The sequence below is a fragment of the Labrys sedimenti genome (assembly GCF_034424805.1).
Taxonomy (GTDB): domain Bacteria; phylum Pseudomonadota; class Alphaproteobacteria; order Rhizobiales; family Labraceae; genus Labrys; species Labrys sedimenti.
The window spans coordinates 361,178-385,725 of the sequence record NZ_JAXOUF010000004.1 but is presented as its reverse complement, the minus strand read 5'-3'; the positions used below and the strand labels follow the sequence as shown (position 1 = coordinate 385,725).

Below are 24,548 nucleotides of genomic sequence, written 5' to 3'. Positions count from 1 at the left end.
TGACCATGGCCGCCCGTCACAATGATTTTTGATTGGTCAGTCCTTTATTTCCGGCGTCCGAGCGCCTCCTCTACCGCTCCGCGGCCTGGCCCTCCTCCAGATTCAGCCCCTGCTTGCGGACCAGCGGCAGCCAAAGGATGGTGGCGGTGCCTTCGCCCCGTTTGCTGAGCACCTCCAGCGTGGCTCCGAGGGCGTCAGCACGTTGGAGCATGTTCCGCCGGCCGCGGCCTGTGGCCGGAGCTTCCATATTGAAGCCGCTGCCATTGTCGGCAATCTCGACGCGAAGGCCGGGCCGCCCCTGCAGCAGCGCCATCTTGCATTTGAAGGTGAGCTGCGTCGCCTTGCTGTGGCCCATGGTATTGCTGACCGATTCCTGCAGGATCCGCAGCACATGCAGGGCGCTCGGCGCGTCGAGCCAGTCGAGTTCGGGTACGTCCTCGACCATCCATTTGACGCCAATACCCGATTTTCGCAGTTCGGGTTCGTAGCGATAGCGCAGGCTGGCGAGAAGGGTGGCGACATTGCCTTCCACCGGCTCGAGCGAGTCGACCGCGACGCGAAGATCGGTCAGCGCGCCCTTGAGGGCCACGACCGCCGTCGTGCTCTCCTTGCCCTGGCGTTCGGCCGAAGCCAGTGCCGCCACGAGGCTCGAACCGATGCCGTCATGGATTTCCCGCATCAGGCGTTCCCGCTCCAGCTTCACCGCATGGGCAATTTCGAGGGCATGCCTCGCGCTTTCGCTCGCCAGCAGATTGGCCTTGGTGGTCTCGATACGTTGGCCGAGCGCCTGGTTGAGCCTTTCTCGCGCCTCGGCATTGGCCAGGATGTGCCGCAGGATGACGAAGCCACTGAAGCCGAGGAGGATCACGCCGGCATAGGGTGCGAACGACACACCTTTGCCGGGCCAGATCGTTCCGGCATAAAGATCGATGCCGACCGTTGCGAGACCGAGCGCGTTGAGGACTACCAGCGCCAGTTTTTCAGGCGTAGCGATCTGCGTTTCCGCCCTCATTGCAAGGAAGCCCAGCAGGAGCAGCGCTGCGCCCAGGCTTGCAAGACCGGCGATCCGCGTGGCTGCCAGGTCGTGAAACGGGATCGCCGCGACGCCGAGGCCGAAACAGGCCAGCGCCATCGCGACCACCAGGCCACGAGGAAGGCTTGCACCAACCAGGCTCGCTGCCAGGCCGAGGGTGGTGAAGAGCAGGGGATAGAGCAGGGCGGCCCGGCCGATCGCAAAGCCGAAGGGCGGTGTTTCAACCTGGGGCAGGCCCGCGAGGTTGAATGCACACCAGGCGATGCCCGCACAGCAGAGCCAGGCCAGGACGCTTTCCCGCCGGCGCAGCAACCAGCTCATCAGGGCAATTGCCGCGATGACGGCCAAAGTATCGGTGGCGAGCAGATGTCCCAACCGCCTCAGATCTTCCGCAACCGGGCTCATCGCACCGTCCTCAAACCGCAACTGGCGATACGCCCAAAGCGTTTTGCTCCAGGGTCGACCGGCTAAGTTGCCCATCAACTGAGTGAGAGGCGTCTAAATCATGAGGGCGACCGACCCTCTGACAAGAATAGCAAGAATGTCGAAACCCGCCAGTCCCAGATGCGGGAACTATGACTGGGACCCCCAAAATGTGGGAGGCGTCAAAGCGCCTATGGCGTAGACGTTGAACTTGAACAGAGCTAGCCTTCATTGGCCGACGTGGTAGAGCGAGGGCAGGCTGTGGCACAAATATTCGGTCAAGACACACGAATGGGCTCTTTCACGAGTAGCCTTGGCAAGGACAAGCTCGTCGTCACCCGTTTTGAAGGATCGGAGGGGCTGAGCGAGCTTTTCGAATATCGCCTCGAGGTCGTCAGCGATGACAATGAGGTCGATTTCGACAAGATCCTCGGCACCAAATGCCGCCTGGAAATCCAGTCCCACCACGAAGGCGTCAAGCGCAGCTTCAACGGCGTGCTGGTGGAGACGCAATGGATCGGCAGGGACCAGGATCTGCGCTATTACCGCCTGGTGCTCCGCCCCTGGCTGTGGCTGCTGACCAGGACCACCAATTGCAAGATCTACAGCCACATGACCGTACCCGAGATCATCAGCCAGGTCCTGAACAATCGTGGCTTCATTCAGTTCGAGCAACGCCTGTCGGAAAGCTATCCGCAGCTCGAATATTGCGTGCAGTATCGCGAAAGCGACTTTGCCTTCATCTCAAGGCTGATGGAGGAATACGGGATCTATTATTATTTCGAGCATAGCGAATCCGACCACAAGCTCGTCATGGCGGATGCGAGCGCGGCTCATGAGCCCAAGCTCGGCGGTGCGGCCCTCGAATTCGCGGCTGTCGGCCTCGACAACATCATGACCAAGGACAGGCTGAACGAATGGGCCGAGGGCCGGCGCTTGCGTTCCGGCAAGGTCACGCTCGACGACTACGACTACCACAAACCCAGTACCGACCTGATGGCGGAAAAGGCAGCCAGCGCCAGGTACCAGCATGGCGACCTCGAACTCTACGACTATCCCGGTCGCTATACGGAGAAGGGCGATGGCACCACGCTGGCCAATGTCCGGCTCGAGGCGGAGCAAGCCATCGACAAGCGCGTGATGGCTGGCGGCGACGCCGTCACCTGCTGCCCCGGCTTCACCATGACGCTCGATGGCAATCCCCCGGCCAGCAAGGGCACCAAATATCTGATCGTGCGGGCCCATCATCTCTTCCGCGCCCAGGCCTATCGCTCGATCGGCGCGTCCGGCGAGGAGGGCTATTCCGGCAGCTACGAGTTCCAGCCGCTCGACATCGCGTTCCGGGCGCCGGCCGTGACAGCCAAGCCCGTCATTCACGGCCCGCAGACTGCCCTGGTGGTCAGCGACGTGGACGACCAGTGCCGCATCGAGGTGCAGTTCTTCTGGGACCGCGACAAGAGCCAGTCCCGCTATGTGCGGATCGCCCAGAACTGGGCCGGAAACGGCTGGGGCGACGTCAAGATCCCGCGCATCGGCATGGAGGTCGTGGTCAATTATATCGAGGGTGACCCGGACCAGCCTTTGGTGACGGGCAGCGTCTACAATGCCGAGAATGTCGCGCCCTATGTGAAGGACAAGCTCAACGCCGTCTCGGGCACCAAGTCGCAGACGCTGAACGGATCAGGCTACAACGAACTGATCATGGACGATACGGCCGGAAGCGAGTTGATCCGTTTTCACGCCCAGCACGACCTCGAAGGCAAGGTCGAAAACGACGAGCGGCGCGAGATCGGCCAGAATGTCGAGGTGAAGATCGGCAACAGCCGCGACGAAACCATCATGTCGACCTGGACGGTGAAGGCCAATCAGAAGATCGAGTTCACCGTGGGGAACAGCACCCTCACCATGACCCCGGTTGGCATCAAGCTCAAATCGACCATGATCACCCTGGAGGCCGATGCCTTGATGAATCTGAAGTCGAACGCAATCGGCCAGGTTTCGGCTGCAGCACCCTTGATGGTCCAGGGGGCGCTGGTTCTGATCAATTAGAGCAAAACGCGTTCGAGTGTGAACGCTTCTTTGCTCCAACTCCCTGTTTCCAAGCCAATCCAAAGAATTGGCTGAAGCGTCTGTAACTGCTCACCGGGGTTAGGCCACCTTGGTGGTGGAGGGAGTGACTGCAAGTCTTTGCGCTTCTTATCGACTCCGGAAAAACGCGATAGGGCGTATCGCCGCCGTCCAACCGGCACGCGACACCAGAGATCCGCAGGATCGCGATGGATTTTCAGGAATCGATTGCGACCCAGCGGAGCATTTTTGGTTGGACGAAAGCGCTGGAAATTGCAAAAATACGTTTAAACAATGAGTTAGCGCTGAGAATGGTGCCGTCTTGTTGGCTCACTCGTGTCATCCCGGCCACAACTTGTTCGCAAGGTGCGGCTGAGCACGTATCGCAGCACGAAGTGATGCGATACCGAGGCGTGACCGTAAGCCAAGAGTCTGTATTCGAACGGTCGCAGGAGACGAGATGAAGCATCTTCGGTTCTCGACGGCCAGGCAGGTGATCGACGCCTTCCCGAATCTCGATGGCGAGTTTTCCGGATATAATCTCGACCTTGAGCCTTTCGCGTTCATCGAAGCCTTGCTGGCACAGGGCGGCGCGCGCAAGGCCATGGCGTTCTGCGCCTTCGTGCTGCCACGCCGCGAAGCCGTGCAATGGCTGAGCCTGGCGCTGCGCCAGCGCCAGCAACCGCCGAGCGCGGCGGAGACCAACCTGCTCCGCCTGGTCGAGGACTGGCTGAAGAAACCCATTGAGTTCACGCGCCGCGCGGCCCTCGATGCCGGCATGGACGATCCCGACAAGGGCGCTTTCGCCTGGGCTGCCCTGGCGGCGGGCTGGAGCGGAGGCAGCCTGTCGCCCAATCCCGAACAACCGGTCCCGCCGCCACCGCATCTGACCGGCCACGCCGTGAATGTCGGCTTGACGTTGCTGGTTGCCGGCCTGCCCATGGCCAAGCAGGCTGGCGGCATGGAGGATCTGGTCGGCGATGCCGTGGCGCTGCTGCGCCGCGGCGGTTCCTGACCGTGGCAAGGCGCGATTTCCCGGAAACCTATTGAGCTCTAAGCCTCTGTTTTGGCGCGTTTTCTTGATCGGAGGGCCTATCAATTCTTCCACAAAACGCTTTATTTATCGTTTGCCTCATGACGTGACAGGACGTTGCAACCGCCATGCTGACACTCAGGATCGAAAACTTTGATCGCCTGCCCGATGGCGGGCCATTGGAGTTTGCGATCGACAGGCGCGGTTTCGATTTCGGGCGCGACCAGCATCTCGACTGGACCTTGCCCGACCGCAACCGGGTGATCTCCGGCAAGCATTGCGAAGTGCGCTTCTACGACGGCGCCTATTGGCTGACCGATACCTCGACCAATGGTACTTTTCTCAACGGCGCCAGCAAGCGCCTGCAAAGCCCCTACCGTCTCGCCGATGGCGACAGGCTGGCTGTGGGCGACTATGTGCTGGCGGTATCGATCAAGCTGCCGCAGGCGCCAGTGCAGCCGGCTCCGCCGCCGCCGAGTTCGAGCCCGAACCCGTCCCTGGCAAGCGCGGATATCTGGGACAGCCCGCACGAGGCGCCACCGCCCATCGATGCGAGCCAGTTATTGCCGCCGCTGAGCGAGGCCGACCGCGGGCCGGATTTCCTGCACCAGGCCGCCTACGTGCCGCCGCCCCTCGAGGAGCCGGAGCCGATCCGCAAGCCTAGACCTTCCCTGCCGATGCCGGCCATTCCGACGTCGACACCGGCCGCAGCGCTGTGGGAAAGCGAGGATCCTCGGCCGGTCGAGCCCGCCAAGGCCGAACCGGCGACGGAAGAGGCGGCGCCGGTCGTGGTCAAACCCAGGGATCCGGTGGAGGCCCCCAAGCCAGCCGTAGCGAATAATGTCCAGGCTCCGTCTTCAGGCGACGTCGGAGCGGCCGAATTCATTCGCCGCTTTGCCGCTGGCGCCGGCATTCCCGACAACATCCTTGGCGGGGTCGATGCCGGCGACCTGGCAGAGGATGCCGGGCGACTCCTCAATATCGCCTGCCTGCATGTGATGGCGTTGCTGCGGGCGCGGGCCGAGGCCAAGGCGCTGTCGCGCGCCGGCAACCGCACGATGATCAGCGCCGAGGACAACAACCCGCTGAAGTTCATGCCCACCCCGGAGGAGGCCCTGCGGGTCATGCTCGGGCCGCGGACGCGGGGCTATCTCGACGGCAAGGCCGCACTGGAGAACGCCTTCGGCGACCTCAAGATGCATCAGGTCGCGTTCCTGGCCTCGATGCAGGCGGCCCTGACCGAACTCTTCGACGAATTGTCGCCCGATGCCATCAAGACGGCGGCGGATGCCAAGAAATCCCTGTTTTCCGGCAAGGGAAATTACTGGGAGCTTTATGCCGAGCGCTGGGCGGCCAGGGTCGGCCGGCGTGAACACGGCATGCTCGGCGCCTTCCTGGAGCTCTATGCCGAGCAATATGACAAGCTGAGCGCCTCGAACCGGAACCGGCATTCGTGAGGCAGGCCTGCATCGGGACGAGTCGGCACTCCGCATCACTGTAGCAGCGACAGCACGGAGCTCTTGAGTGCGGCGAAGGCGGGATCGCTGGCGAATTTCGCCAGCGGTTCGTTGTTGACCGCGGTGGTGCCCGTATCTTGCGATGGCGTCGAAGTGCCCGCGACCGCCGCACCCATCTTCTTGGCCGCCCAGGCGATCAGGAAACTCAGCGTCTTGCCCTGCTCGAAGGGGTTGGCCCGCACATGGGCGGCGCCGAACACGTCGGAGATCAGGCTGTTCTGCGGGCCTCGGAGCGCCTTCACCGCCCCACCCGAGCCGAGGAAATGCGCCAGATAGAGATTGCCAGGCGTGACGGCATGGCCTGCCTGCCGGATCACCGCGGCATTGTCGCGGGTATGGGCTGTCGTCATCGCCCGCGCGAGGTCGCAATTGGTGCGCATCGCCAGCACCTCCTGGCGGCTGCGGCCGACCAGAAGATCCGGGCGATGCAAGCGGATGGTGGTCATCCAAGTCGATTCGATGAACTGGCCAAGCCCGACCGCAGTGGAGAGTGGATTGGCGGCATTGCACTTGTTGCCGCTTTCGATGGTGATGATGCGGCCGACGAACTGGTCGACAGTGCCGTTGGCGCCACCGGCGGTGCTGGTGGCAGCGGTGGCGCTGGCGGTGGTGGCGGCGCTCACCTGGCTGTCGGCGACCGGATCGACCGGTACGCCATTGTTGCGAACCTCGAAATGCAGGCGCGGCTCGCGGCTGGAGGCCGGTGTGCCGACATAGCCGATGGCCTCGCCGGCCTGGACGCTGGCGCCGACGGCAAGCCCGGTCGCCGCTCGCGCGAGATAGCCATACATCGAAGTCTTGCCGTCGTCATGGGAGAGACGCACCACCGTGCCGAAGCCGCTTTCCTCGCCGATTGCGGTGACCTTGCCCGGATAGGCGGCGACCACGGGCGAACCCACCGGGGCCGTCCAATCGACGCCGTAATTCATGGACGCGGCCGAATTGTCGGAGCCCTGCGGGCCGAACCTGGCGACGATCACGCCGTTGACCGGCGTGACCATGCCGCCGCCGTCGGGCAGGCTGCCTTGCCCCGCCGACGACACGCATTCGAAGGGGGCACCGACTTGCGGTTGCATCACATAGCAATCGAGATTGCCGGTGGTGCGTCCGATGCTGACGAAGACGATGCGACCGAGGCCCTGCTTGGAATCCCGGGGGGCAGGCGAGTAGATCAGCGAAATCGTATCGCCCGGCTGCACCTTCTGTTCCAGGTCCTGGGCTCGCGACAGCAGCATGATCGCTTCGCCGATCACCGGCGACGGCAGCCGGTTGCGTAGCGCCGTGAGATAGATCGCATCGAGCAGGCGCGGCTGGTTCTCCGGATCGACCTGCACGGGCGCCAGCGGCGCCGCGAAGGGATCGCGCCGATACCAGGGATCTTCGGAACGCACATAGGTGCCGACATCGTTGAGGGCGATGGAGCCGACGAGCTCGGTCTTGGCATAGACCGACACCTGCACCGGCTGCATGCGGTTGGGATCGCCGTCCAGGGCAACCGCGCGCACCACATAGCGGTCGTCGGCCTCGAGCATGGGGCGGTTATAGAAGGTGTTGAAGGCATCGCCGGCCGCACCGGCCCGCTGGGTATCCAGGCCGAGATTGTTGAGCGCGTCGGCGAGGCGGATCCGAGCCTTGGCCTTTTGAGCAAAATCCGCGACACGGTCGCCCGTGCTCGTGCTCGAAGCCGCAATCGAGGAGGAACCGGTGCTGGCATCGGCGCCGGCTTCGCTGTCCGCCGCGCCGCTACTGGCGGGCGCCTCCTGGGCGATGGCGATGTCCTCCTGCGAACCCAGCACCGCGACTTGCGATTGCGGGGTGGGCAGGTCCAGCACGTCCTTGAGCCGGAACACCTCGTTCTTGATGCCGAGGCTACCAGCCGCCTTGCGCTGCGTATCGCTCGCCAGCTTGATCAACTGGCGTGGAGCGTCGGCGAGTTGGGGCACGATCACCGGATCTCCGCTGAGATCGATGATACGCGGCTTGATCGCAGCCCGGATCAGGGCTTCGTCTTCGGCTTCATTGTCCTCGCCTTGCACTGGAACCAGGCTGGCCTGTAGATCGCTGTCCGTCACCGTGACCTGTTGGCGGGCTCGGTCGGGAGCAAGCAGATAGATGGTGGTCACGGCCGAGCCGAGGCCGAGAAACAGGAGGGCGGCAGTCATTGTGAGATAAACCAGCACGCCCGCGGGGCGGGCGGCAGATGGACCTGACTTGGCGGTGTCCGTGACCTTGGGCGCGCTACCGGGCGGGCCGGCGTTGTCGGCGGCAGGTTTGGCAGCCTTCTTCGCGCTTCGTGCGGCAGGTTTGGCCGGCACGATGATGGTGGCATTGGTATCTTCCCCGGCCGGTTCGGTCTGCGGCGTCGCCGCGGCTGGCCGGGAGGGATCCGCTGGATCGGAGGGTGCTTGCCCAGCTATGACTGTCTTGTCGTCCATGGCGGGGGCGTGCCACGCTCAGGGTTTATCGTCGGGGCGGATGAAGACTGTCCACGAGCCGGTATCGCCGGTGTCGACCTCCTTGAACTTGGCCTGTACGAAACCACGCACCCAGCAGTCCCAGGGCTGGTCCTGCACCTTTTCGATCTTGAAGCGCTTGGTGTCGACGCACATGTCCCAGTTTCCCTCGAATGCGCTGTCGCCTGTCGCGGTCGTCGCGTAGATATAGACATATCTCAGCTTGAGGTCGGACAGATCTTCCTTGATCGGCGTGACGCAAGTATTGCCTGGCAATGTCCACCAGCCTTCGGTGGCGAATTTCTTGTCTATTTCGGCGCCGATCGCGACATTGTACAGAGTGACCGATTGGTTGCACACTCGAAAAGCCGCTTCGGCCTGGTCGACATGGCCCAGGGCCAAGCCAAACGGCACCGTGGCAAAGCCCAGGGCGAAGCGCGTTCTGGCCAAAACGCCCTTTTTCTCTGATTTCTTGTTTCGAGGCGTCCTGGCGATGCTTGGTATTTCCAATACATCGCAAAACGCCTCAGCCTTCGCATCCGCAGACATTGGGGGAACAGCTTCGAGAGCACCGATCGATTGTAGCACGCGAATACAAATTTCGTATCTGCCGCACCTCTTTCTGTCTACCTCACAATGGGGGAGGCGAGAGCCGGGCGCTTGTTCTAGACTACAGTGGTAGGGTCGATGTAAGCCGGTGGATCGCTTGACTTCCTCAGGTCATATGGCACAGTTCGCAAGAAGCCGAGAGAATTTGCTCGCGCAACGGCCGAACGTTTTTTGGCGAGGCCTTGCGACAGCATTGCCGAGCCTGACAATCACACAACCAAATCCTTCGGGCGGCTGATCGATGTCCTGGTATAGCAAAGTCGCTTGGTCGGAAGGTCTGTTCCTCCGGCCGCATCACTTGCAGCAGGGCGATCGCTATCTCGAACATCTGCTCGAGGGCCGCACCAGCCAGATCACGCCCTATCCCTGGGGCTTCAGCGAAATCGAGATCGATCGCGACCTGGCGCAGCAAAGCAAGTTCGGCCTGCGCCGTGCTGCAGGCATCCTGTCGGACGGCACGCCGTTTCGCTTCCCCGGCGACTGCCCGCCGCCGCCGCCCGCCATGGTGCCCGAAAATGCCGCCGGTCTGTTCGTCTGGCTGTGCATGCCCATGGCCCAGCCCAATAGCCGCGAGGTCGACGAGCCGGAGAGCGAAAGCGGCAGCCGCTATGTCGTGCAATCGGAGACGCTGATCGACGCTTCCTCCGCCCTGCAGATCGAGGAAGAGATCGACGTCGCCGTACCGCGCTTCAGCTATGAGATCCGCCGGACGCCGAAGCCGGGCTTCGTCTGCATGCTCTGTGCCCGGATCGTCGAGGTCAACGACAAGACCATCGTCTTCGACGAGCGCTTTGCCCCGCCCGTGCTGGTGGTCGCGGCCCATGCCGCGGTTACCGGCTGGCTCGACCGCGTGATCGGCTGGGTCGAGACCAAGCTCGACGAACTGGCGCGCTTTGCCTCGGACCCGCGCTCCAGCGGCGGCATGCAGAGCGTCGACTATTTCGTACTGCAGATGCTCAACCGCGAAATTCCGGCGCTTCGGCATATGCGCCGCTCGAAATATACCCATCCCGAACGGCTCTATGTGGAATTGTTGCGTCTGGCCGGGGAGTTGGCGACCTATTCCACGCGCGAGCGGCGCGCCAACGACTATCCGGCCTATGACCATGACAATCCCGGCACCACCTTCGCCCCGGTGCTGGCCGACATTCAGCGTTTCCTCAGCGTCGACATCAGCCGCGCCATCCGGCTCGAGATCGTGGAGAAGGCCGCCAACGCCTTCCTGGCGACCGTGACCGACCGCAATCTGTTCCGGGCCTCGACCTTCGTGCTCGAAGTGGCGGCGCAGCGTTCGCTCACCGAGCTGCAGACGCAGTTCCCGGCTCTGTTCAAGGTCGGTCCCAATACGCGGATGAACGAGATCGTGCACGCCCACCTTCCCGGCATCGGGCTCATTCATCTGCCGACGCCGCCGGCGCAGATCCGGGCGATCACCAGTCACGTCTATTTCGCGCTCGACCGCATGTCGCCGCTCTGGCCGGAATTCAGCACGGCGAGCGGCATCGGCATGCATTTTTCCGGCGACTGGCCTGGGCTTGAGCTCAATCTGTGGGTCGTCAAGGAAGACGTGAAATAGGATGTGGGCACATGACGAACGGCAAGGGCCCGTTCGGGTCTAACCCCGACTCCGAAAAGACGGTGATCAAGCCCAATCCGGGCGGCCGGCGTGACGGCCAGGGTGTGCCTTATCCCAGCGGGACCCCTGCGGCAGCGCAGGATATCTGGGGTGGGCCCCGCGTGGCGGCAGGGGCCGCAACGCCGCAGCCCTCTCTGGGCCAACCCTACCAATCCCTAGCCGAGACGCCGCGGGCCCAGCCGGCCCTGCCGATCGGCCCGGCCACGGTGGACCTCGAAGCGCTCGGCGTCAGCGACAGGACCGGCGGGCCCAATCCCATCCTCGAAGCCGCCATGCCCCTGCTGCTGGTGCTCGCCAATATCCGCATCGCCCGGCAGGTTCCCCAGGTCGCGCCGATGATGAGCACGGTGGCGCAGGGTATCGAGACCTTCGAGGCCGAACTCAATGCGCGCGGCATTCCCGAGCCCCAGGTGCGCACCGCCAAATATGCGGTCTGCGCCACCGCCGATGACATCGTGCAGAACCTGCCGAGTTCGGACCGCAATCTGTGGACGCAATACAGCATGCTGAGCCGCTATTTCCAGGTGCGCGACAGCGGCGTCGGCTTTTTCGACGAGCTGGCCAAGCTGCGTCAGCACCCGCAGATCAATCACAACCTGCTCGGTCTGATGCATGCCTGCATGTCGCTCGGCTTCGAAGGCAAATACCGGGTCGCCGGCGGCGACGTTCCGCATCAGCAGATCCGACGCGACCTCTACGAAACCCTGCGCGCCCGCGAGGCGCGGGTGACGGACCATATCTCGCCGCATTGGCGGGGGCAGGACATTGCCGCCGCCTATGTGCGGCGGACCGTGCCCTTGTGGGCGATCACCTCCGTCGCCGCCGGCCTGCTCCTTCTCAGCTTCCTGGTGTTCCGCTGGCTGCTCGGCGGCATGTCCGATACGGCGAGTGCCGGCCTGCTGGCCCTGCATCCGAATGGCGACATCCATATCTATCGTACCGTTCCGGCGCCGCCGCCCCCGCCTCCGCCGATCAAGGTCACCACCCAGCTCGAGCGCATCCGCGAGCGCCTGAAGGACGACATCGCCGCCAAGAAGGCCTCGGCCGACTATTCCGGCAAGGACATCGTGGTACGCCTCCTCAACGATTCCCTGTTCGACAAGGGCAGCACCACCCTGCGCCCGGATGCCGTGCCCGTCATCGGCCATATCGCAGCGGCACTCGACAAGGAGCCCGGCCAGATCCGCATCGTCGGGCATACGGATAACACGCCGGTACGCGCCACCCTGCGCTACAAGGACAACCAGCAGCTTTCCGAGCAGCGGGCGCAGGCGGTCGAGAAGATCTTGGTCGGCGGCATCGCCGATCCCAAGCGCCTGACGACGTCGGGGCAAGCTGATACAGCGCCGATCGATCTCAGCAATACGGCCGAGGGCCGGTCAAAGAACCGGCGCGTCGAAGTGTTCATCCCGCGCGAGGATATGTGATGAAGCGCTGGATCATCTTCATCGTCAGCTTCCTGGCCGTCATCGCGCTGTGCGCGGTAATCTGGCTCGTGTTGCCGCTGGTTGCCGTCGGCGGCATCGAGCCCTTCGACAGTCCCTGGCTGCGGCTGGCGCTGATCGGCCTGTTGCTGGCCGTTTACTTCTGCTGGCTGGCCTATCGCATCTACAAGCACGGACAATCGGCCCGGGCGCTCGCCGAGAACATCGCGGTGCAGGAGCCGGAGGATGACGGTTCCGATGCCGGCGTGCTGGCCGAGAAGATGCGGGACGCCCTGCTCACGCTCAAAGGCTCGCGCCGCACCAAGGGCGACTTCCTCTACGAACTGCCCTGGTATCTCATCGTCGGGCCGCCCGGCGCCGGCAAGACCACGGCCTTGATGAATTGCGGTCTCAAATTCCCGCTGGCCGCCCATACCGGCCCGATCGCCGGCAGCGGCGGCACGCGCTATTGCGATTGGTGGTTCACCGAGGATGCCGTCTTCATCGACACCGCCGGCCGCTACACCACGCAGGATTCCGACACCGAAGCCGACCGCAAAAGCTGGCTCTCCTTCCTCGACCTTTTGAAGCGCCATCGCGAGCGCCAGCCCATCAACGGCGTGCTCGTGGCCATCTCGATCGGCGATCTCCTGTCGATGAAGGAGGCCGAGCTCGGCGCCCATGCCGTCGCCATCCGCAAGCGCCTGGCCGAACTCAACAACCGCCTGCAGGTCGATTTTCCGGTCTACGTCGTCTTCACCAAGGCCGACCTCATCGCCGGCTTCATGGAATATTTCGGCACTCTCGATCCCGAGGAGCGCAAGGACGTCTGGGGCGCCACCTTCCAGACCAAGAACAAGAAGGAAAACCGCGTCGGCGATGTCGGGCCCGAGATCGACCTCCTCGTCTCGCGGCTGAGCGCCGAACTGCCCGATCGCCTGCAGGAGGAACCGGACCCGGTTTCTCGCGTGCGGCTCACCGGCCTGCCGTCCCAGCTTGCCGCGCTGAAGCCGACCATCACCCGCTTCCTCAGCCAGATCTTCGAGCCGACGCGCTACCAGACCAGCGCGGCATTGCGCGGCTTCTATTTCACCTCCGGCACCCAGGAAGGCACGCCGATCGACCAGCTTCTGGGCTCGCTGTCGCGTGACCTCGGGCTGCAGGCCGGCGCCAGCCTCGCCTATTCCGGACGTGCCAAGAGCTTCTTCCTCGAACATCTGCTGACCAAGGTCGTGTTCGGCGAAGCCGGCTGGGTTTCGACCAATGCCGCCGCGGTACGCCGCCGATTCCTTCTGCAGACTTCGGGCTATGTGCTGGTCGCCGGCGTGACGCTGGTGGCGCTTGCGGGCTGGTTCACCAGCTATTACGGCAACAAGTCCCTGATCGACCATACGGATGCTGCCTCGGCCGCCTATGCGAGCGACACGGCGGCGCTGCTCAAGCAGGACCCGGTCGATGACGCCGACTTTCCCAAGATCATCGGCCCGCTCGACAGGCTGCGCGACTTTCCCTGGGGCTATGACAAGCTCGATACCGAGCCGCAGATCAGCGAGACGCTGGGGCTCGGCCAGCACAAGCGCATCGGCACGGCAAGCGTCGCAGCCTATCGCGACGGGCTGGACCGGCTGTTGCGGCCGCGCATCCTCTTCCATCTCGAAAAACGGCTGGCCGACCTGCAGGACAAGCCCGAACAGCTCTACGAGCCCCTCAAGGTCTATATGATGCTGGGCGGCGACCCCGCCATTCCCGTGGACACCGCCCTGATCGAGGGCTGGATGCGGGGCGACTGGGAAAGCCTCTATCCGGGCGAGCCCAACAAGGCGGCACGTGACAGTCTCAGCCAGCATCTCGATGCCATGCTCAACATCGAGGGCACGCCGCGCCCGATCGCCCTCAATGGCGATCTCGTCAAGTCGAGCCAGGTGGCCTTGACGCGGCTGTCGCTGGCCGAACGCGCCTTCGCCATCATCAAGTCGACCGCGCATGACCAGAGCGTCAGGGATTGGACCGTGGCGGGCAATGCCGGCCCCGATGCTGCCGTCGTCTTCGGCACCAATGACGGTTCGCCCATCGAGAGTGTCGGTGTCCAGTCGCTGTTCACCTATGACGGCTTCTACGCCCTGTTCCTCGACAAGATGAAGTCGGTGATCACGCTTTTGCAGAACGAGCGCTGGGTCCTGGGCGAAGCCGGCAGCACGCAGGCCATCGACGAGCAATATGCCAATCTTGGCCCCGATCTCTACCGCATCTACGATCAGGAGTTCATCAAGGCGTGGACGGCCGCGCTCGGGAAGCTCAAGCTCAACAGCTTCGCTGCCGACAAGCCGGGCTATGCCACGTTGCGGGCCGCCACTGGCGCCGCTTCGCCGATCAAGCTCCTGTTTGAGTCGATTTCGGCGCAGACCAGGCTGACGGAAGCACGGCAGGGGGCCGAAGGCGATGTCGGCGGCAAGCTCAAGGATGCTGCGGTGAAGGCCGCCACCAAGGCTGTCACCAGAGCTGCCGGCAGCAAGCTCGACGACATGGCGGCGATCGGCCTCGACGCCGCCAAGAAGGCCGCCGGCCGAGGCGGCAATGTCGAGGCGCCCTTCGTGCCGGGCGCCATCATCCAGGAACATTTCCGCCGCTACCACGATCTTGTCCGCAAGAACGGCGACAAGAGCCAGATCGACCTCCTCGTCGAGCAGCTCAAGGGCCTCTACCAGAGCCTGATCGACGAGCAGGACTTCGAACGTGCCGCGCAGGCGCGGCAGAACATGCAGACCTTCCTCGGTTCCATCGCCACCAGCTCGTCGCGGCTGGAGACCCCCTTCGACATCGTGTTCCGCGACGCCATGGCGGAATTCGAGCAGAAGATCATCGGCGACAAGGTCGATAACCTCAAGGATGCCCTGAAGGGCTCGGTGACCCGCGAATGCCTCAACATCGTCGGCAACAAATATCCCTTCTCGCCCGGCAGCAAGCAGGAGGTGCCGATCGGCGAATTCGGCCGCCTGTTCGGGCCGAACGGGGTGTTCGACACCTTCTTCCGCGAAAAGCTGGCCGGACTGGTGGATACTTCCGGCGCAAGCTGGGGCTGGAAGCAGAACTCGAAGTTCAGCCAGGCGCTTTCGCCCGAGACGCTGCGCCAGTTCCAGAATGCGGCGCGTATCAAGGAAGCCTTCTTCAGCGGGCGCGGTACCTCGCCCAATGTGAAATTCGCATTGGTGACGCAGTCGATGAGCCAGAAGACCGCCTCGGTGAGCTTCGAGGTCAACGGCACCAAGCTCGACAGCCCGTTCGGCGTGGTCTCGCGCGGGGACTTCGAATGGCCGGGCCGCTCGCCCGACGGTACCGCCTCGATCACCATGCCTGAGAGCGACGGCACCTCGCCTGCGCTGCGCTTCACCGGCGGCTGGGCGCTGTATCGCCTGCTGCAGAAGGGTGATATGCGCCAATCCGGCAACAAGGCGACGGCCCGTTTCGTGGTCGGCGGCCGCGAGGTCACCTATCAATTGACCTTCGACACTCTCGACAACCCCTTCACCATCCTGTCGCAACTCAAATTCGCCTGTCCGTCGGATCTATAATCCCTTGTTTTGCTGCGTTTTCTTAAGCGAAAGTCTATCAACCTTCCTGGAAAACGCTCTAGAGCGGTCGTCATGATGACAATGTGCGGCATGTTCGGAAAGCTGCCCTCCAAGCGGGACTTCGTGGCCTACAACATGCCGCGGCCCTTCCTCGACCAATGGGAGGAGTGGCTTCAGGCCGCCGTCGCCGCCAGCCGGCATGCGCTTGCCGAGCGCTGGCAGGAAATCTATCTCAGCTTTCCGATCTGGCGCTTCTGGTGCGGGAGGAGGGTCTTCGGCACGCCGGTGACTGGTGCGCTGATGGCCTCGGTCGACGGGGTGGGGCGCTATTTTCCACTGACGATATGCGCCTGCGAGCCGGCCGATGCCTATCTGGAACCCCCACCCTCCCGCGGGCTCGACCAGTGGCATGAGGGCTGTGAGCAGTTCCTGCTCCATATGCTCGACGATCAGTTCGAGCGCGAGCCATCGCATTTGCTGGCGCAAATCCCGTTTCCTCCCCTGGCATCGCGCCTGCCGCCGCCGCAGCGCGACGGTGGTCTGCTGTTCTGGCCCGGCGAGGATCTGCCGATTGCCGCCGCCTTCCGTTCGCTCGACATGACGGATGGAGATGCACGCAACGGCGGCCGCAGCTATTGGTGGACGCATGGCGGCCAAGAAGGACACCCAGCTAGGCTCCTGGTAGCCGAGGGCAAGCCGGGCGCCCAATTCTTTTCATTCCTGATGACGGGGGAGGCTGTTTGATGGACCCTTGGGCATCCGGTCACCATCTGAAATTTGAAACGGCTGCGCTGACTCACCCTGGCCATGTACGCCGCTTCAACGAGGACAGCATCTTCGGTGATGGCGAGCGTGGCGTCTGGGTGGTGGCGGATGGGATGGGTGGCCATCGCGACGGTAATCTTGCCAGCGCGATGATCACCGATGCCGCTCGGGATGTGGGCAAGGCAGCGTCGCTGACGGAGCTGTCCTTTGCGTTCCGGCGCGGCATCGACGCCGTCAATGCCGAACTGCTGTCCCGTTCGCAGGGCCACCCCGATCGCATCGTCGGCTCAACGGTCGTGGCGCTGTTGACCCACGACGGCAATTACTGCTGCCTGTGGGCTGGTGACTCCCGCTGCTATCTGGTGCGCGATGGGCGCATCGAGCAGCTCTCGCATGACCATACCGAAGTGCAGGACCTGGTGGACCGCGGCATCATCAGCCAGGAAGAGGCGGCGAGTTGGCCACGCCGCAACGTGGTGACCCGCGCTGTCGGCGCCATCGATGATTTCGAACTCGAACAGGCCACCGGTGTGATAAAGTCAGGAGACCGTTTCGTCCTGTGCAGCGACGGCCTGACTGGACACGTCAAGGATGAGGAAATCCTTGCCGTGAGCACCGGGCTGAGCGCGACCCAGGCGAGCCACGAACTTCTCGAACTTGCCTTGGCGCGCGGCGGCAAGGACAACATCTCTGTTGTCATCGTCAATGTCGTCGACAGAGGCGCGACAACGCTTGTGATGCGATAATGGCGCCGATGGAACCGTCCTCGAACGATGAGCGAACCCGGATTGCGATCCGCGGCTCGGCCGTGAGCATCGGCGCCGAACTCAATCAGACCTATCGCATCGATGCCCTTCTTGGCGTCGGCGGTATGGGAGAGGTTTATAAGGGCCACAACATCCAGACCGGCGATCCGGTGGCGATCAAGATCGTGCTGCCGGAATATGCCGAGGACGAGACCATCCTCGGCCTGTTCCGCAAGGAAGCGCGCATCCTCAACCATCTCTATCATGAGGCCATCGTCCGCTATTACGTGTTCTCGATCGATCCGGTGCTGTCGCGGCCCTATCTGGCGATGGAATATGTGGATGGTCCTTCGCTCGCGGCCCATGTGAAGAACGCGCCGCTCACTGCTGCCGAATTCATGCCCTTGCTGCGCCGGCTGGCGGACGGCTTGCATCGGGCGCATTTGGCTGGCGTCATTCACCGCGACATGTCGCCCGACAACGTCATCCTGCCGGGCGGTTTGGTCCAGAATGCCAAGATCATTGATTTCGGCATTGCGCGGTCTGCCAATGTCGGCGGCGAAACCCTGCTGGGCGGCAGTTTTGCTGGAAAATACAACTTCGTCTCCCCCGAGCAGCTCGGCCTTTATGGCGGCGAGGTCACGCCCAAATCGGACATCTACAGCCTGGCCCTGGTGATGGTCGCCGCCATGCGCGGCCGGCCGCTCGACATGACCGGCTCTCAGCTCGACATTATCGAGAAGCGCCGCATCCTGCCCGATCTTGACAGTGTCCCCCGGCAGTTTCACGCCGTGCTCGCGGCGATGCTGGCACCCGATCCGGCGGGGCGGCCGGAGGACATGGCGGCCATTCGCGACTGGCCGGACGGTCCGGCGGCATCCAAGGCGAAGACCGAGAGGCCGAAAGCCGAAAAGCCCAAGGCCATTGCCGCCAGATCGTCGGAAGCTTCCTCGAAAAAACCCTCGCACGTGCTGCGCAATGCGGCTTTTGCCGTCACTGCCGTCGCAGTTATCGGTCTTGGTGTGGCGGGGGGCTGGATCTACACGAATGGCAGCCTGTTCTCGGGCAGCAACGTGCCCGTGGACAGGCAGCCCGATAACAAGCCGCCGGACGGCAACAACCAGGAAAACCTGGCCAAACAAGCAGCCGAGCGCCGCGAGCGCCTGAGCAAGCAACTTGCGGGCGCCGGCCAGGATGTGGCCGCACTGAAGAGTTTCCTCGACCAGTGCGGCGCGGACTGCCCCGATGATCTTGCCCGCCAAGCGAGGAGCAGCATCAGTGCCCAGGAGGCGCAGGCCAAGCACCGTACGGACCTGACAAACCAGCTTGCGAGCGCTGGCCAGGACGTGGCGGCGCTGAAGAGCTTCCTCGATCAGTGCGGCGCGGACTGCCCCGATGATCTCGCCCGCCAGGCGAGGGCCAGCATCAACGCCCAGGAGGTGCAGGCCAAGCGCCGTACGGACTTGGCAAACCAGCTTGCAAATGCCGGGCAGGACAGAACCGCCCTGCAGAGTTTCCTCGACCAGTGCGGTGCGGACTGCCCCGGCGATCTCTTCCAGCAGGCCCGTACCCGTATCGATGCCGCGAAAGAATTGGCCGTGCAGCATGACCGCCTCACGGCGCAGCTCACGGCTGCCGGCAAGAATGCCACCGCACTCAAGCGGTTCCTCGATCAATGCGGCGCTGATTGTCCTGATGATCTGGCTGCAAAGGCGAAAGCCGCGATAGAAGGCACCAAATTGGCGGCGGTTACATCACCGACGCCGGCAGCGCTCAGGGATTTCGTCGCCGGCTTTGGGGCGGATAGCTGCTTTTCTGCGACGGCGGACGATGTAACGGCCAGTTCCGCAACCGTCACGGCCCTCGGCACGGCTGCGACGGACCAGAGCTTCGCCGATGCCTTCAAGCTCAAGGCCGGGTTTGCGCCGACGGTGAAACTCGATGCGGTCTCCGATCAGCAATGCGGCTTCGTCGGGGCGTTGCGCCGCATGTCGGTTGCCGGCGCACCGCCGTTGAAGATGGTGTTGAGCAAAGCGGAAATTCGGGGCGGCGACCCGAAAACGGAAGCTTTAGGCGATTTACTCACAGTTACCGTCACTGGGGCGGGCGAACGTAACATCTATCTGTTCGTGATGGACCATAAGGGCGGGATCCAGAACATCAGTCGCCAGTATCCCGAATTAATCACCATGACGGCTGGGGAAATCAAGGCCGAGCTCAGCCTGTTTGCGCCGGCCAAGGTTGAGGATGAGGCTCGGCCGGCCTTCTTCCCCATGCTGGTGTTCGCGGTGGCCTCGTCGCGGCCGCTGATCAGCATCAATGCCCAGTCCGACTTTGCGGCAGATGATTTCATCGCGCCTTTCCTCAAGGAGATCGCCAATGCCCGCGACGTCACCACGGCGGTGGGCTATCTCAAGCTGCGCGACCAGTGACGGCGCACAAAAAGCAGATTGACGGGCATATCCTGGGGCGCGCGCCCCTTCTTCCCCGGAGACATCGGAAGCTGAGAAGCTCTACAGCATCTCCTGAGAAGAGACGTGATGCTTTTGCATGTAAAAGCCCGGCATGTTTCACTTTTCTTAAGAGAATACCGATCTTTCTACCGCATCGTGTTCGCTCACAATATCGAACTTGACGCCAAAAATAATTGTTGTCGTGTCTTTTTTCGAAACGCGGTACGCGCGTTTCAGCGAAATGTTCTGGTAAGTGCTTTTAAGCACTTACCTACGCTCCTTGAATCGATAAAAAGAATCGGTCGAATTACTGATGATGCTTATTCATAATATTTTCTTTTCCGAAAATATTTGGATCCGGCACGCGGCGGCATCGAAGTTTAAAAATATTGTAAAACTAAGTAACGTTGAAAGCAAATTGGAGCCCTTATGGCCGATCCCATCATGCTGGATAAGAACGTACTTACGTCGATCGCAAGAAATAATCAGCCGGCTGCCGAGGGTTTGAAGAAATACCTAAATGCCGGCACGCCAGTCTATATTTCACGCGCTGCTTATGACGAGTTGGTGACACGGGCACAAACTCAAAAACAAGGCGGTGAGTATGATTGGCTGCTCAAGGATGCACGGATCACCATCGCTCCGTCAGGCAGCATCAAGGACCGGGGCGACGTCTATGCCGACAACATCCAATATGCTCCTGCTCCCAATCGGCCGCAGCTGAAGGATTTCTCACGCAAGGACGATACCACGAAGCCGGGCGACGTGTTCGTCGTGGCAGAGGCCAAGGCCATCAACGCGCGTTTGTGGACCTTCGATAGGAAGGTGCAGAATGCTGCACCCGCTCTCGGTGTCAGACTGGCGCCGGAGTGCAGCATTGGCGACCGCAGCGGCGCTGAGGACGTGGCTGTAGGCCGGAAATTACTCGGACTGAATCCACGCACCATTGGCGCCGACGGCAAGCCGGTGCGGCCATCGGGAGGATCGGGAGGAGGCTCCGGCGGCAGTTATTCGATCGGGATAGCGGACAATACCGTCCCGGAATTCGCAGGACCATCCCCGAAGGGCATGGCAACGATAGCGGGGATCCAGCTGGCCTTCGAAGGGGTCAATTTCGTCCTCAACCTGGTCAACGACTACATCCAGAAGCAAAAGGTTACGCAGGCACTCGATCAGGTCCGGCAAACCATAGCCGGCGAACGTGCCTCGAATCCGCGGATGGGTGTCCTGCTGTTGTTTTACTATAGTCAGTATCAGGTTTCCGATGAGAGCCTCATCAAGCCGGGCGCTGTGTTCGATCACTTGGCCTGGGGAAAAGGGATCACTCGCGACGAAGCGCTGCGCGATGCATTGAGCGTGCCGACACTGTCGCGGGGCGTCGGGCCAAGTGAACGTGCCTTTTCGCAGGAAGTCTGGATTGCGCCGCTTCAGAAATCCGTCATCACCGCCGCCAAGTGCCCCTTTAAACCTGTTGCGGTAGGGCGATTCTTCCTTGGCGATTCCAACAAGGCGAAATTCCAACAGGTGGAGTTCGGTATTCTTGGCGGCTTTGACGATGTGGTTGAGACGAGTGCCGAATTGCCGGCCAATACCAATGTTGATTTTGTCGTCCTTGATCCACCAAGCCAGATCTACTGGTACAATATGAACGGCCGGCAAGCCGTCCAGGTTCCGCTTCTGGAGGATAAAACGGCGAACGAGAACACCATCAAGGTGGTAGATCTCGATCCATGGAGTCCCTTCCATGCGAAAGCAGCCATGGTTTTTCCCGTGGACGAATGGGCGGAAAAGGTATTTGGGCAAGTTTCACCCACGGGCAATTATTTCAGTCTCGGGACCTATGTGAATTTCAGCATGATCCGTTGGGTGCGCGCCAAGAATATTCATCTGTTGCGTTTCTTGTAGCCGTCCATGACGGATGATCGGGGCCAGGGCGCCGCAATCATTGCGCGGATCCGGCCCGCAATCCTTCCAGGCAATCTAATTTGGACCCTTGGCGGCGCTACGCGGTTTGAGCGGCTCCCAGACATAGTCCCAATTAACGACGTTGCCGGTCAGCCCCGGCGTATATCGGCATTTCGGGCGGTTGCCGGGCAGACCGGGTGTCGCTGTCGGGCCGCCCTCGAGTGCGGCCTTAATTGCCTTGGCAAACAGCCGTGAAGTGGATGCGGGGGCCGGCCGGCGTTGAGATGACTACCCGCCGATGAGCACTGTCGGCCACATGCCCACAATCGTGCCACCATGAGCGGTGAGGTCGCCGATGCGCGCCGCCAACTGGCCGTTGACCAGCACGGTGGTCGAGCCCAGCGCGATGACGTCGGGTGGGCCGACACAGATGCAGAGATCCCCGACCCGTGCTTGTGGCTGGCCGCCGGTGAAGACGTTCATCGACGCCATCACGATTGGACCACCGACATGTGGCACCAGCACATTCACCAGCGGGCAGACATGCATGTCGCCCAGACGTGAAGCAGGTTGTCCCATCAGCCACTTCCTGTTCCGCGTCAATGAGGAGCGAACGCGCGAGCTGGTTGCGTACTCTGTCCGACTGCAGCGGTTTTGTCACGCCGCGGCAATCGTGCAGGCCGATCATAGGCCGAGGCGGTTCATGGCACATCCTTCAAACAGGGGGGCGGGGCGGGGAGCTCTGGCGAGGGGGTGGGGTCTCGTTTCGGCCGCTGCGGCCGGTCTATCCAAGGCGCGCCGGATCGGGCGGCCCGTGACGGCGCGATTGACGCCAAGGGCAGGGATTGGCAAGCTCGCGAGGATCAGGCAAACAAACGGTTCCGGCAGCATCGGGCGGACGGGTTGCGAGTGCGCTTTGCAGCGTTGATCGCCGTTCCGTCGCGAAGACAACGCCGAACTGGAGGATCTCACACCATGACGGATGCACCCTCCGCGCAAGCACCCCAACCCATCGTCCGGGTTGCCGTCGTCGAGGACGACCCGGCGGCCCTCGAACGCATCACCGCAGCGCTGGAAGCGGCGCCGGATATCTCGGTCACGGCCAGCGCGCCGAACACCGCCACCGGCAAAACCCTGATCGACAAGGGCGGGTTCGACGTGTTGCTGTGCGATCTCGGGCTGCCGGATGGCTCCGGCATCGGCCTCATCCGCTATGCGGCCCAGAAATATGCCGATGTCGATATCATGGTCATCACGATTTTTGCTGACCAGGACAAGGTGTTGGAGAGCATCAAGGCCGGCGCTCGCGGCTATCTTTTGAAGGATGAGCGTTTCGACAGCTTTGCCGAGAGTATCCGCGAGGTACGGCGCGGTGGTTCACCGATCAGCCCGGTCATTGCCCGCCAATTGCTCAAGGAGTTCCAGCCGCGCGAGCAGGAGGCGGACAAGAAGGGCCTCGAATTGCTGTCGAAGCGCGAGCTCGAAGTGCTCAAGCTCCTGGCGCGCGGTTTCACCTTCGTAGAGATCGGCGACATACTCAAGATTGGCCGCAGCACCGTGGCGACCTATGTCAAGAACATCTACCAGAAGCTCGAAGTGAACTCGCGTGCCGAGGCCGTCTTTGAAGCCTCGAGCCTGGGTGTCATCAACATGCCGCGCTAAAGCGCGCCAAAAATCCGGCGGAACGGCCCGAAGCTCGAGGATATCGAAACCCTCTTCGCGCGGGGAGAACGCCTGGAAGTGGCGGCTCCTGGGGCGGCGCACACTTGTCGGACTTTTCTTCCGTATACCAACCCGATTGCATACTCCTTTTTAGGGCTCATCTTGGGCTTGGAATCAATCTTGCGTTCTATACTGAGTTAAGAGAAGATACGTTCCCAACAGGCTCAGTCATCGCCGCACGCTTCTCTGATCGTCGTAACATTCACAAGGAGGCGAGCAGGGGGAAGTCTTCGTCACAAGATTGCCGGCTCGCGATTGCATCGGGCCGGTGCCGGGTGGATCGAGGCCTCTTGCAGGTGTGTTCCCTGCACGGTGTCACGCCGGAATCACTTGGCCTGTCTAGACTGACAATTGGGCCAGTCTCGTTACCCGAAATTCCCGCAGCATGGCCGGTTTTACCTTGAGAGAGCCGGTATGTGCCATCGATCACAGTATTCGACGGAGGGGGCTCGGTGCCGGCCCCCCAAATAGGGGATTACGGGGGAGGGGGTTTGGCGCAAGATTGGTTTCGCAAGGGGGATGACACCGCCCGCTGGGCCGGCGCTCACCAACCTCAATGAATTCAAGTGCGATGGTTGGACCTCTTCTGCCGGTCTCCTTCGGCGGGTGGGAACTCCCAGCGCAGTGTCGAGGAAAGAGGCAAAGTCATGGCTGACAGCGGACAGAAGTTCATCAAGCGCAACCGCCCGCCGCGCGTCCAGATCCAGTATGAAGACCCCTACAATGCGGAAAAACTCGTCGAGATTCCCTTTGTCATGGCGGTGATGTCGGACCTGTCCGGCAATGCATCCGAGGTCGAGAAGGCGCCGATCGCCGAGCGCAAATATCTCGACATCGACATGGACAATTTCGACGACCGCATGAAGGCCATCAAGCCCGGTACCACCTTCAAGGTGACCAACCGGCTCGGTGACGCCAAGGGTGACGAGAAGATGTCGGTCAAGCTCAGCTTCGAAAAGATGAGTGACTTCAACCCAGCTCAGGTCGTCCGCAACATACCGGCGCTGGCCAAGCTGTTGAAGGCGCGCGAGCAGCTCGCCAATCTGCAGCGCTACATGGACGGCAAGGTCGCGGCCGAGGATCAGATCAAGGCTCTGTTGAAGGACCCCGAACTCATGCGGCTGCTCAAGGACAATAGCGAGCAGGCAAAGCCTGAAGAGAACTGACGGCGACTCCCGCCAGTAGATCAAGCC

General features: G+C 62.4%; 16 protein-coding genes. 12 read left to right on the top strand and 4 right to left on the bottom strand.

The annotated features are described in order from the left end of the window. Nucleotides 1–70 precede the first annotated feature (70 nt). Nucleotides 71–1,438, bottom strand: a complete 1,368-nt coding sequence (locus U1R88_RS16735) for a sensor histidine kinase (protein WP_322432247.1) — start codon at nt 1,436–1,438, stop codon at nt 71–73. A 309-nt stretch (nt 1,439–1,747) separates the two neighbouring features. On the opposite strand from U1R88_RS16735, the gene U1R88_RS16730 reads away from it, so the two are divergent. The 3 genes from U1R88_RS16730 (at nt 1,748) to tagH (ending at nt 6,013) form a co-directional block, all read left to right on the top strand. After that, nucleotides 1,748–3,505, top strand: coding sequence for a type VI secretion system Vgr family protein (locus U1R88_RS16730; protein WP_322432246.1), 1,758 nt, complete (start codon nt 1,748–1,750; stop codon nt 3,503–3,505). 478 nt (nt 3,506–3,983) lie between these two features. Then, a complete protein-coding gene (locus U1R88_RS16725; protein WP_068284281.1) occupies nt 3,984–4,538 on the top strand; it encodes a DUF6931 family protein in 555 nt (184 codons plus the stop codon). Nucleotides 4,539–4,684: 146 nt separating this feature from the next. Next, on the top strand, nt 4,685–6,013 hold the full coding sequence (gene tagH / locus U1R88_RS16720; protein ID WP_322432245.1) for a type VI secretion system-associated FHA domain protein TagH: 1,329 nt from the start codon (nt 4,685–4,687) through the stop codon (nt 6,011–6,013). Nucleotides 6,014–6,048: 35 nt separating this feature from the next. On the opposite strand, the gene U1R88_RS16715 is transcribed toward tagH, so the two are convergent. Further along, the gene (locus tag U1R88_RS16715; protein ID WP_322432244.1) at nt 6,049–8,508 is read right to left on the bottom strand and encodes a M23 family metallopeptidase; all 2,460 of its coding nucleotides are present in this window, start codon (nt 8,506–8,508) and stop codon (nt 6,049–6,051) included. 18 nt (nt 8,509–8,526) lie between these two features. Next, the gene (locus tag U1R88_RS16710; RefSeq protein ID WP_082979501.1) at nt 8,527–9,075 is read right to left on the bottom strand and encodes a DUF1036 domain-containing protein; all 549 of its coding nucleotides are present in this window, start codon (nt 9,073–9,075) and stop codon (nt 8,527–8,529) included. 301 nt (nt 9,076–9,376) lie between these two features. Here U1R88_RS16710 and tssK point away from each other — a divergent pair, with 301 nt between their 5' ends. The 7 genes from tssK to U1R88_RS16675 all read left to right on the top strand — a co-directional run bounded on the left by tssK (nt 9,377) and on the right by U1R88_RS16675 (nt 21,633). Next, the gene (gene tssK, locus U1R88_RS16705; RefSeq protein WP_322432243.1) at nt 9,377–10,711 is read left to right on the top strand and encodes a type VI secretion system baseplate subunit TssK; all 1,335 of its coding nucleotides are present in this window, start codon (nt 9,377–9,379) and stop codon (nt 10,709–10,711) included. Nucleotides 10,712–10,722: 11 nt separating this feature from the next. Continuing rightward, nucleotides 10,723–12,198, top strand: a complete 1,476-nt coding sequence (gene icmH / locus U1R88_RS16700) for a type IVB secretion system protein IcmH/DotU (RefSeq protein ID WP_322432242.1) — start codon at nt 10,723–10,725, stop codon at nt 12,196–12,198. Next, nucleotides 12,198–15,764 (top strand): type VI secretion system membrane subunit TssM, encoded by a 3,567-nt coding sequence (gene tssM, locus U1R88_RS16695; RefSeq protein ID WP_322432241.1) that lies wholly within the window; start codon nt 12,198–12,200, stop codon nt 15,762–15,764. Before icmH ends, tssM begins: the two co-directional genes overlap by 1 nt. 72 nt (nt 15,765–15,836) lie before the next feature. Next, nucleotides 15,837–16,508, top strand: coding sequence for a type VI secretion system-associated protein TagF (tagF, locus tag U1R88_RS16690; protein WP_322432240.1), 672 nt, complete (start codon nt 15,837–15,839; stop codon nt 16,506–16,508). Then, a complete protein-coding gene (locus tag U1R88_RS16685; protein WP_322432239.1) occupies nt 16,508–17,275 on the top strand; it encodes a PP2C family protein-serine/threonine phosphatase in 768 nt (255 codons plus the stop codon). The genes tagF and U1R88_RS16685 overlap by 1 nt, the downstream gene beginning before the upstream one ends. Further along, on the top strand, nt 17,275–19,707 hold the full coding sequence (locus U1R88_RS16680; RefSeq protein WP_322432238.1) for a serine/threonine-protein kinase: 2,433 nt from the start codon (nt 17,275–17,277) through the stop codon (nt 19,705–19,707). Before U1R88_RS16685 ends, U1R88_RS16680 begins: the two co-directional genes overlap by 1 nt. A 450-nt stretch (nt 19,708–20,157) precedes the next feature. After that, nucleotides 20,158–21,633 (top strand): PIN domain-containing protein, encoded by a 1,476-nt coding sequence (locus U1R88_RS16675; protein ID WP_322432237.1) that lies wholly within the window; start codon nt 20,158–20,160, stop codon nt 21,631–21,633. A 288-nt stretch (nt 21,634–21,921) separates the two neighbouring features. On the opposite strand, the gene U1R88_RS16670 is transcribed toward U1R88_RS16675, so the two are convergent. Continuing rightward, nucleotides 21,922–22,212 (bottom strand): PAAR domain-containing protein, encoded by a 291-nt coding sequence (locus tag U1R88_RS16670; RefSeq protein WP_068284305.1) that lies wholly within the window; start codon nt 22,210–22,212, stop codon nt 21,922–21,924. A gap of 396 nt (nt 22,213–22,608) precedes the next feature. Between U1R88_RS16670 and U1R88_RS16665 the strand changes: the two genes are divergently transcribed. Together U1R88_RS16665 and tssB are read left to right on the top strand one after the other, a co-directional pair. Next, on the top strand, nt 22,609–23,295 hold the full coding sequence (locus U1R88_RS16665; protein ID WP_322432236.1) for a response regulator transcription factor: 687 nt from the start codon (nt 22,609–22,611) through the stop codon (nt 23,293–23,295). Between the two features lie 707 nt (nt 23,296–24,002). After that, complete coding sequence (gene tssB / locus U1R88_RS16660) at nt 24,003–24,521, top strand: type VI secretion system contractile sheath small subunit (RefSeq protein ID WP_322432235.1); 519 nt, start codon at nt 24,003–24,005, stop codon at nt 24,519–24,521. Nucleotides 24,522–24,548: the final 27 nt, after the last annotated feature.

Bases quoted from the DNA above. Each gene is read 5' to 3' on its own strand.
- icmH (WP_322432242.1), top strand. From the start codon at position 10,723: ATGACGAACGGCAAGGGCCCGTTCGGGTCTAACCCCGACTCCGAAAAG.
- tagF (WP_322432240.1), top strand. From the start codon at position 15,837: ATGATGACAATGTGCGGCATGTTCGGAAAGCTGCCCTCCAAGCGGGAC.
- U1R88_RS16730 (WP_322432246.1), top strand. From the start codon at position 1,748: ATGGGCTCTTTCACGAGTAGCCTTGGCAAGGACAAGCTCGTCGTCACC.
- U1R88_RS16725 (WP_068284281.1), top strand. From the start codon at position 3,984: ATGAAGCATCTTCGGTTCTCGACGGCCAGGCAGGTGATCGACGCCTTC.
- U1R88_RS16715 (WP_322432244.1), bottom strand. From the start codon at position 8,508: ATGGACGACAAGACAGTCATAGCTGGGCAAGCACCCTCCGATCCAGCG.
- U1R88_RS16665 (WP_322432236.1), top strand. From the start codon at position 22,609: ATGACGGATGCACCCTCCGCGCAAGCACCCCAACCCATCGTCCGGGTT.
- U1R88_RS16735 (WP_322432247.1), bottom strand. From the start codon at position 1,438: ATGAGCCCGGTTGCGGAAGATCTGAGGCGGTTGGGACATCTGCTCGCC.
- U1R88_RS16675 (WP_322432237.1), top strand. From the start codon at position 20,158: ATGGCCGATCCCATCATGCTGGATAAGAACGTACTTACGTCGATCGCA.
- U1R88_RS16710 (WP_082979501.1), bottom strand. From the start codon at position 9,075: ATGTCTGCGGATGCGAAGGCTGAGGCGTTTTGCGATGTATTGGAAATA.
- U1R88_RS16685 (WP_322432239.1), top strand. From the start codon at position 16,508: ATGGACCCTTGGGCATCCGGTCACCATCTGAAATTTGAAACGGCTGCG.
- tssK (WP_322432243.1), top strand. From the start codon at position 9,377: ATGTCCTGGTATAGCAAAGTCGCTTGGTCGGAAGGTCTGTTCCTCCGG.
- tssM (WP_322432241.1), top strand. From the start codon at position 12,198: ATGAAGCGCTGGATCATCTTCATCGTCAGCTTCCTGGCCGTCATCGCG.
- U1R88_RS16680 (WP_322432238.1), top strand. From the start codon at position 17,275: ATGGCGCCGATGGAACCGTCCTCGAACGATGAGCGAACCCGGATTGCG.
- tagH (WP_322432245.1), top strand. From the start codon at position 4,685: ATGCTGACACTCAGGATCGAAAACTTTGATCGCCTGCCCGATGGCGGG.
- U1R88_RS16670 (WP_068284305.1), bottom strand. From the start codon at position 22,212: ATGGGACAACCTGCTTCACGTCTGGGCGACATGCATGTCTGCCCGCTG.
- tssB (WP_322432235.1), top strand. From the start codon at position 24,003: ATGGCTGACAGCGGACAGAAGTTCATCAAGCGCAACCGCCCGCCGCGC.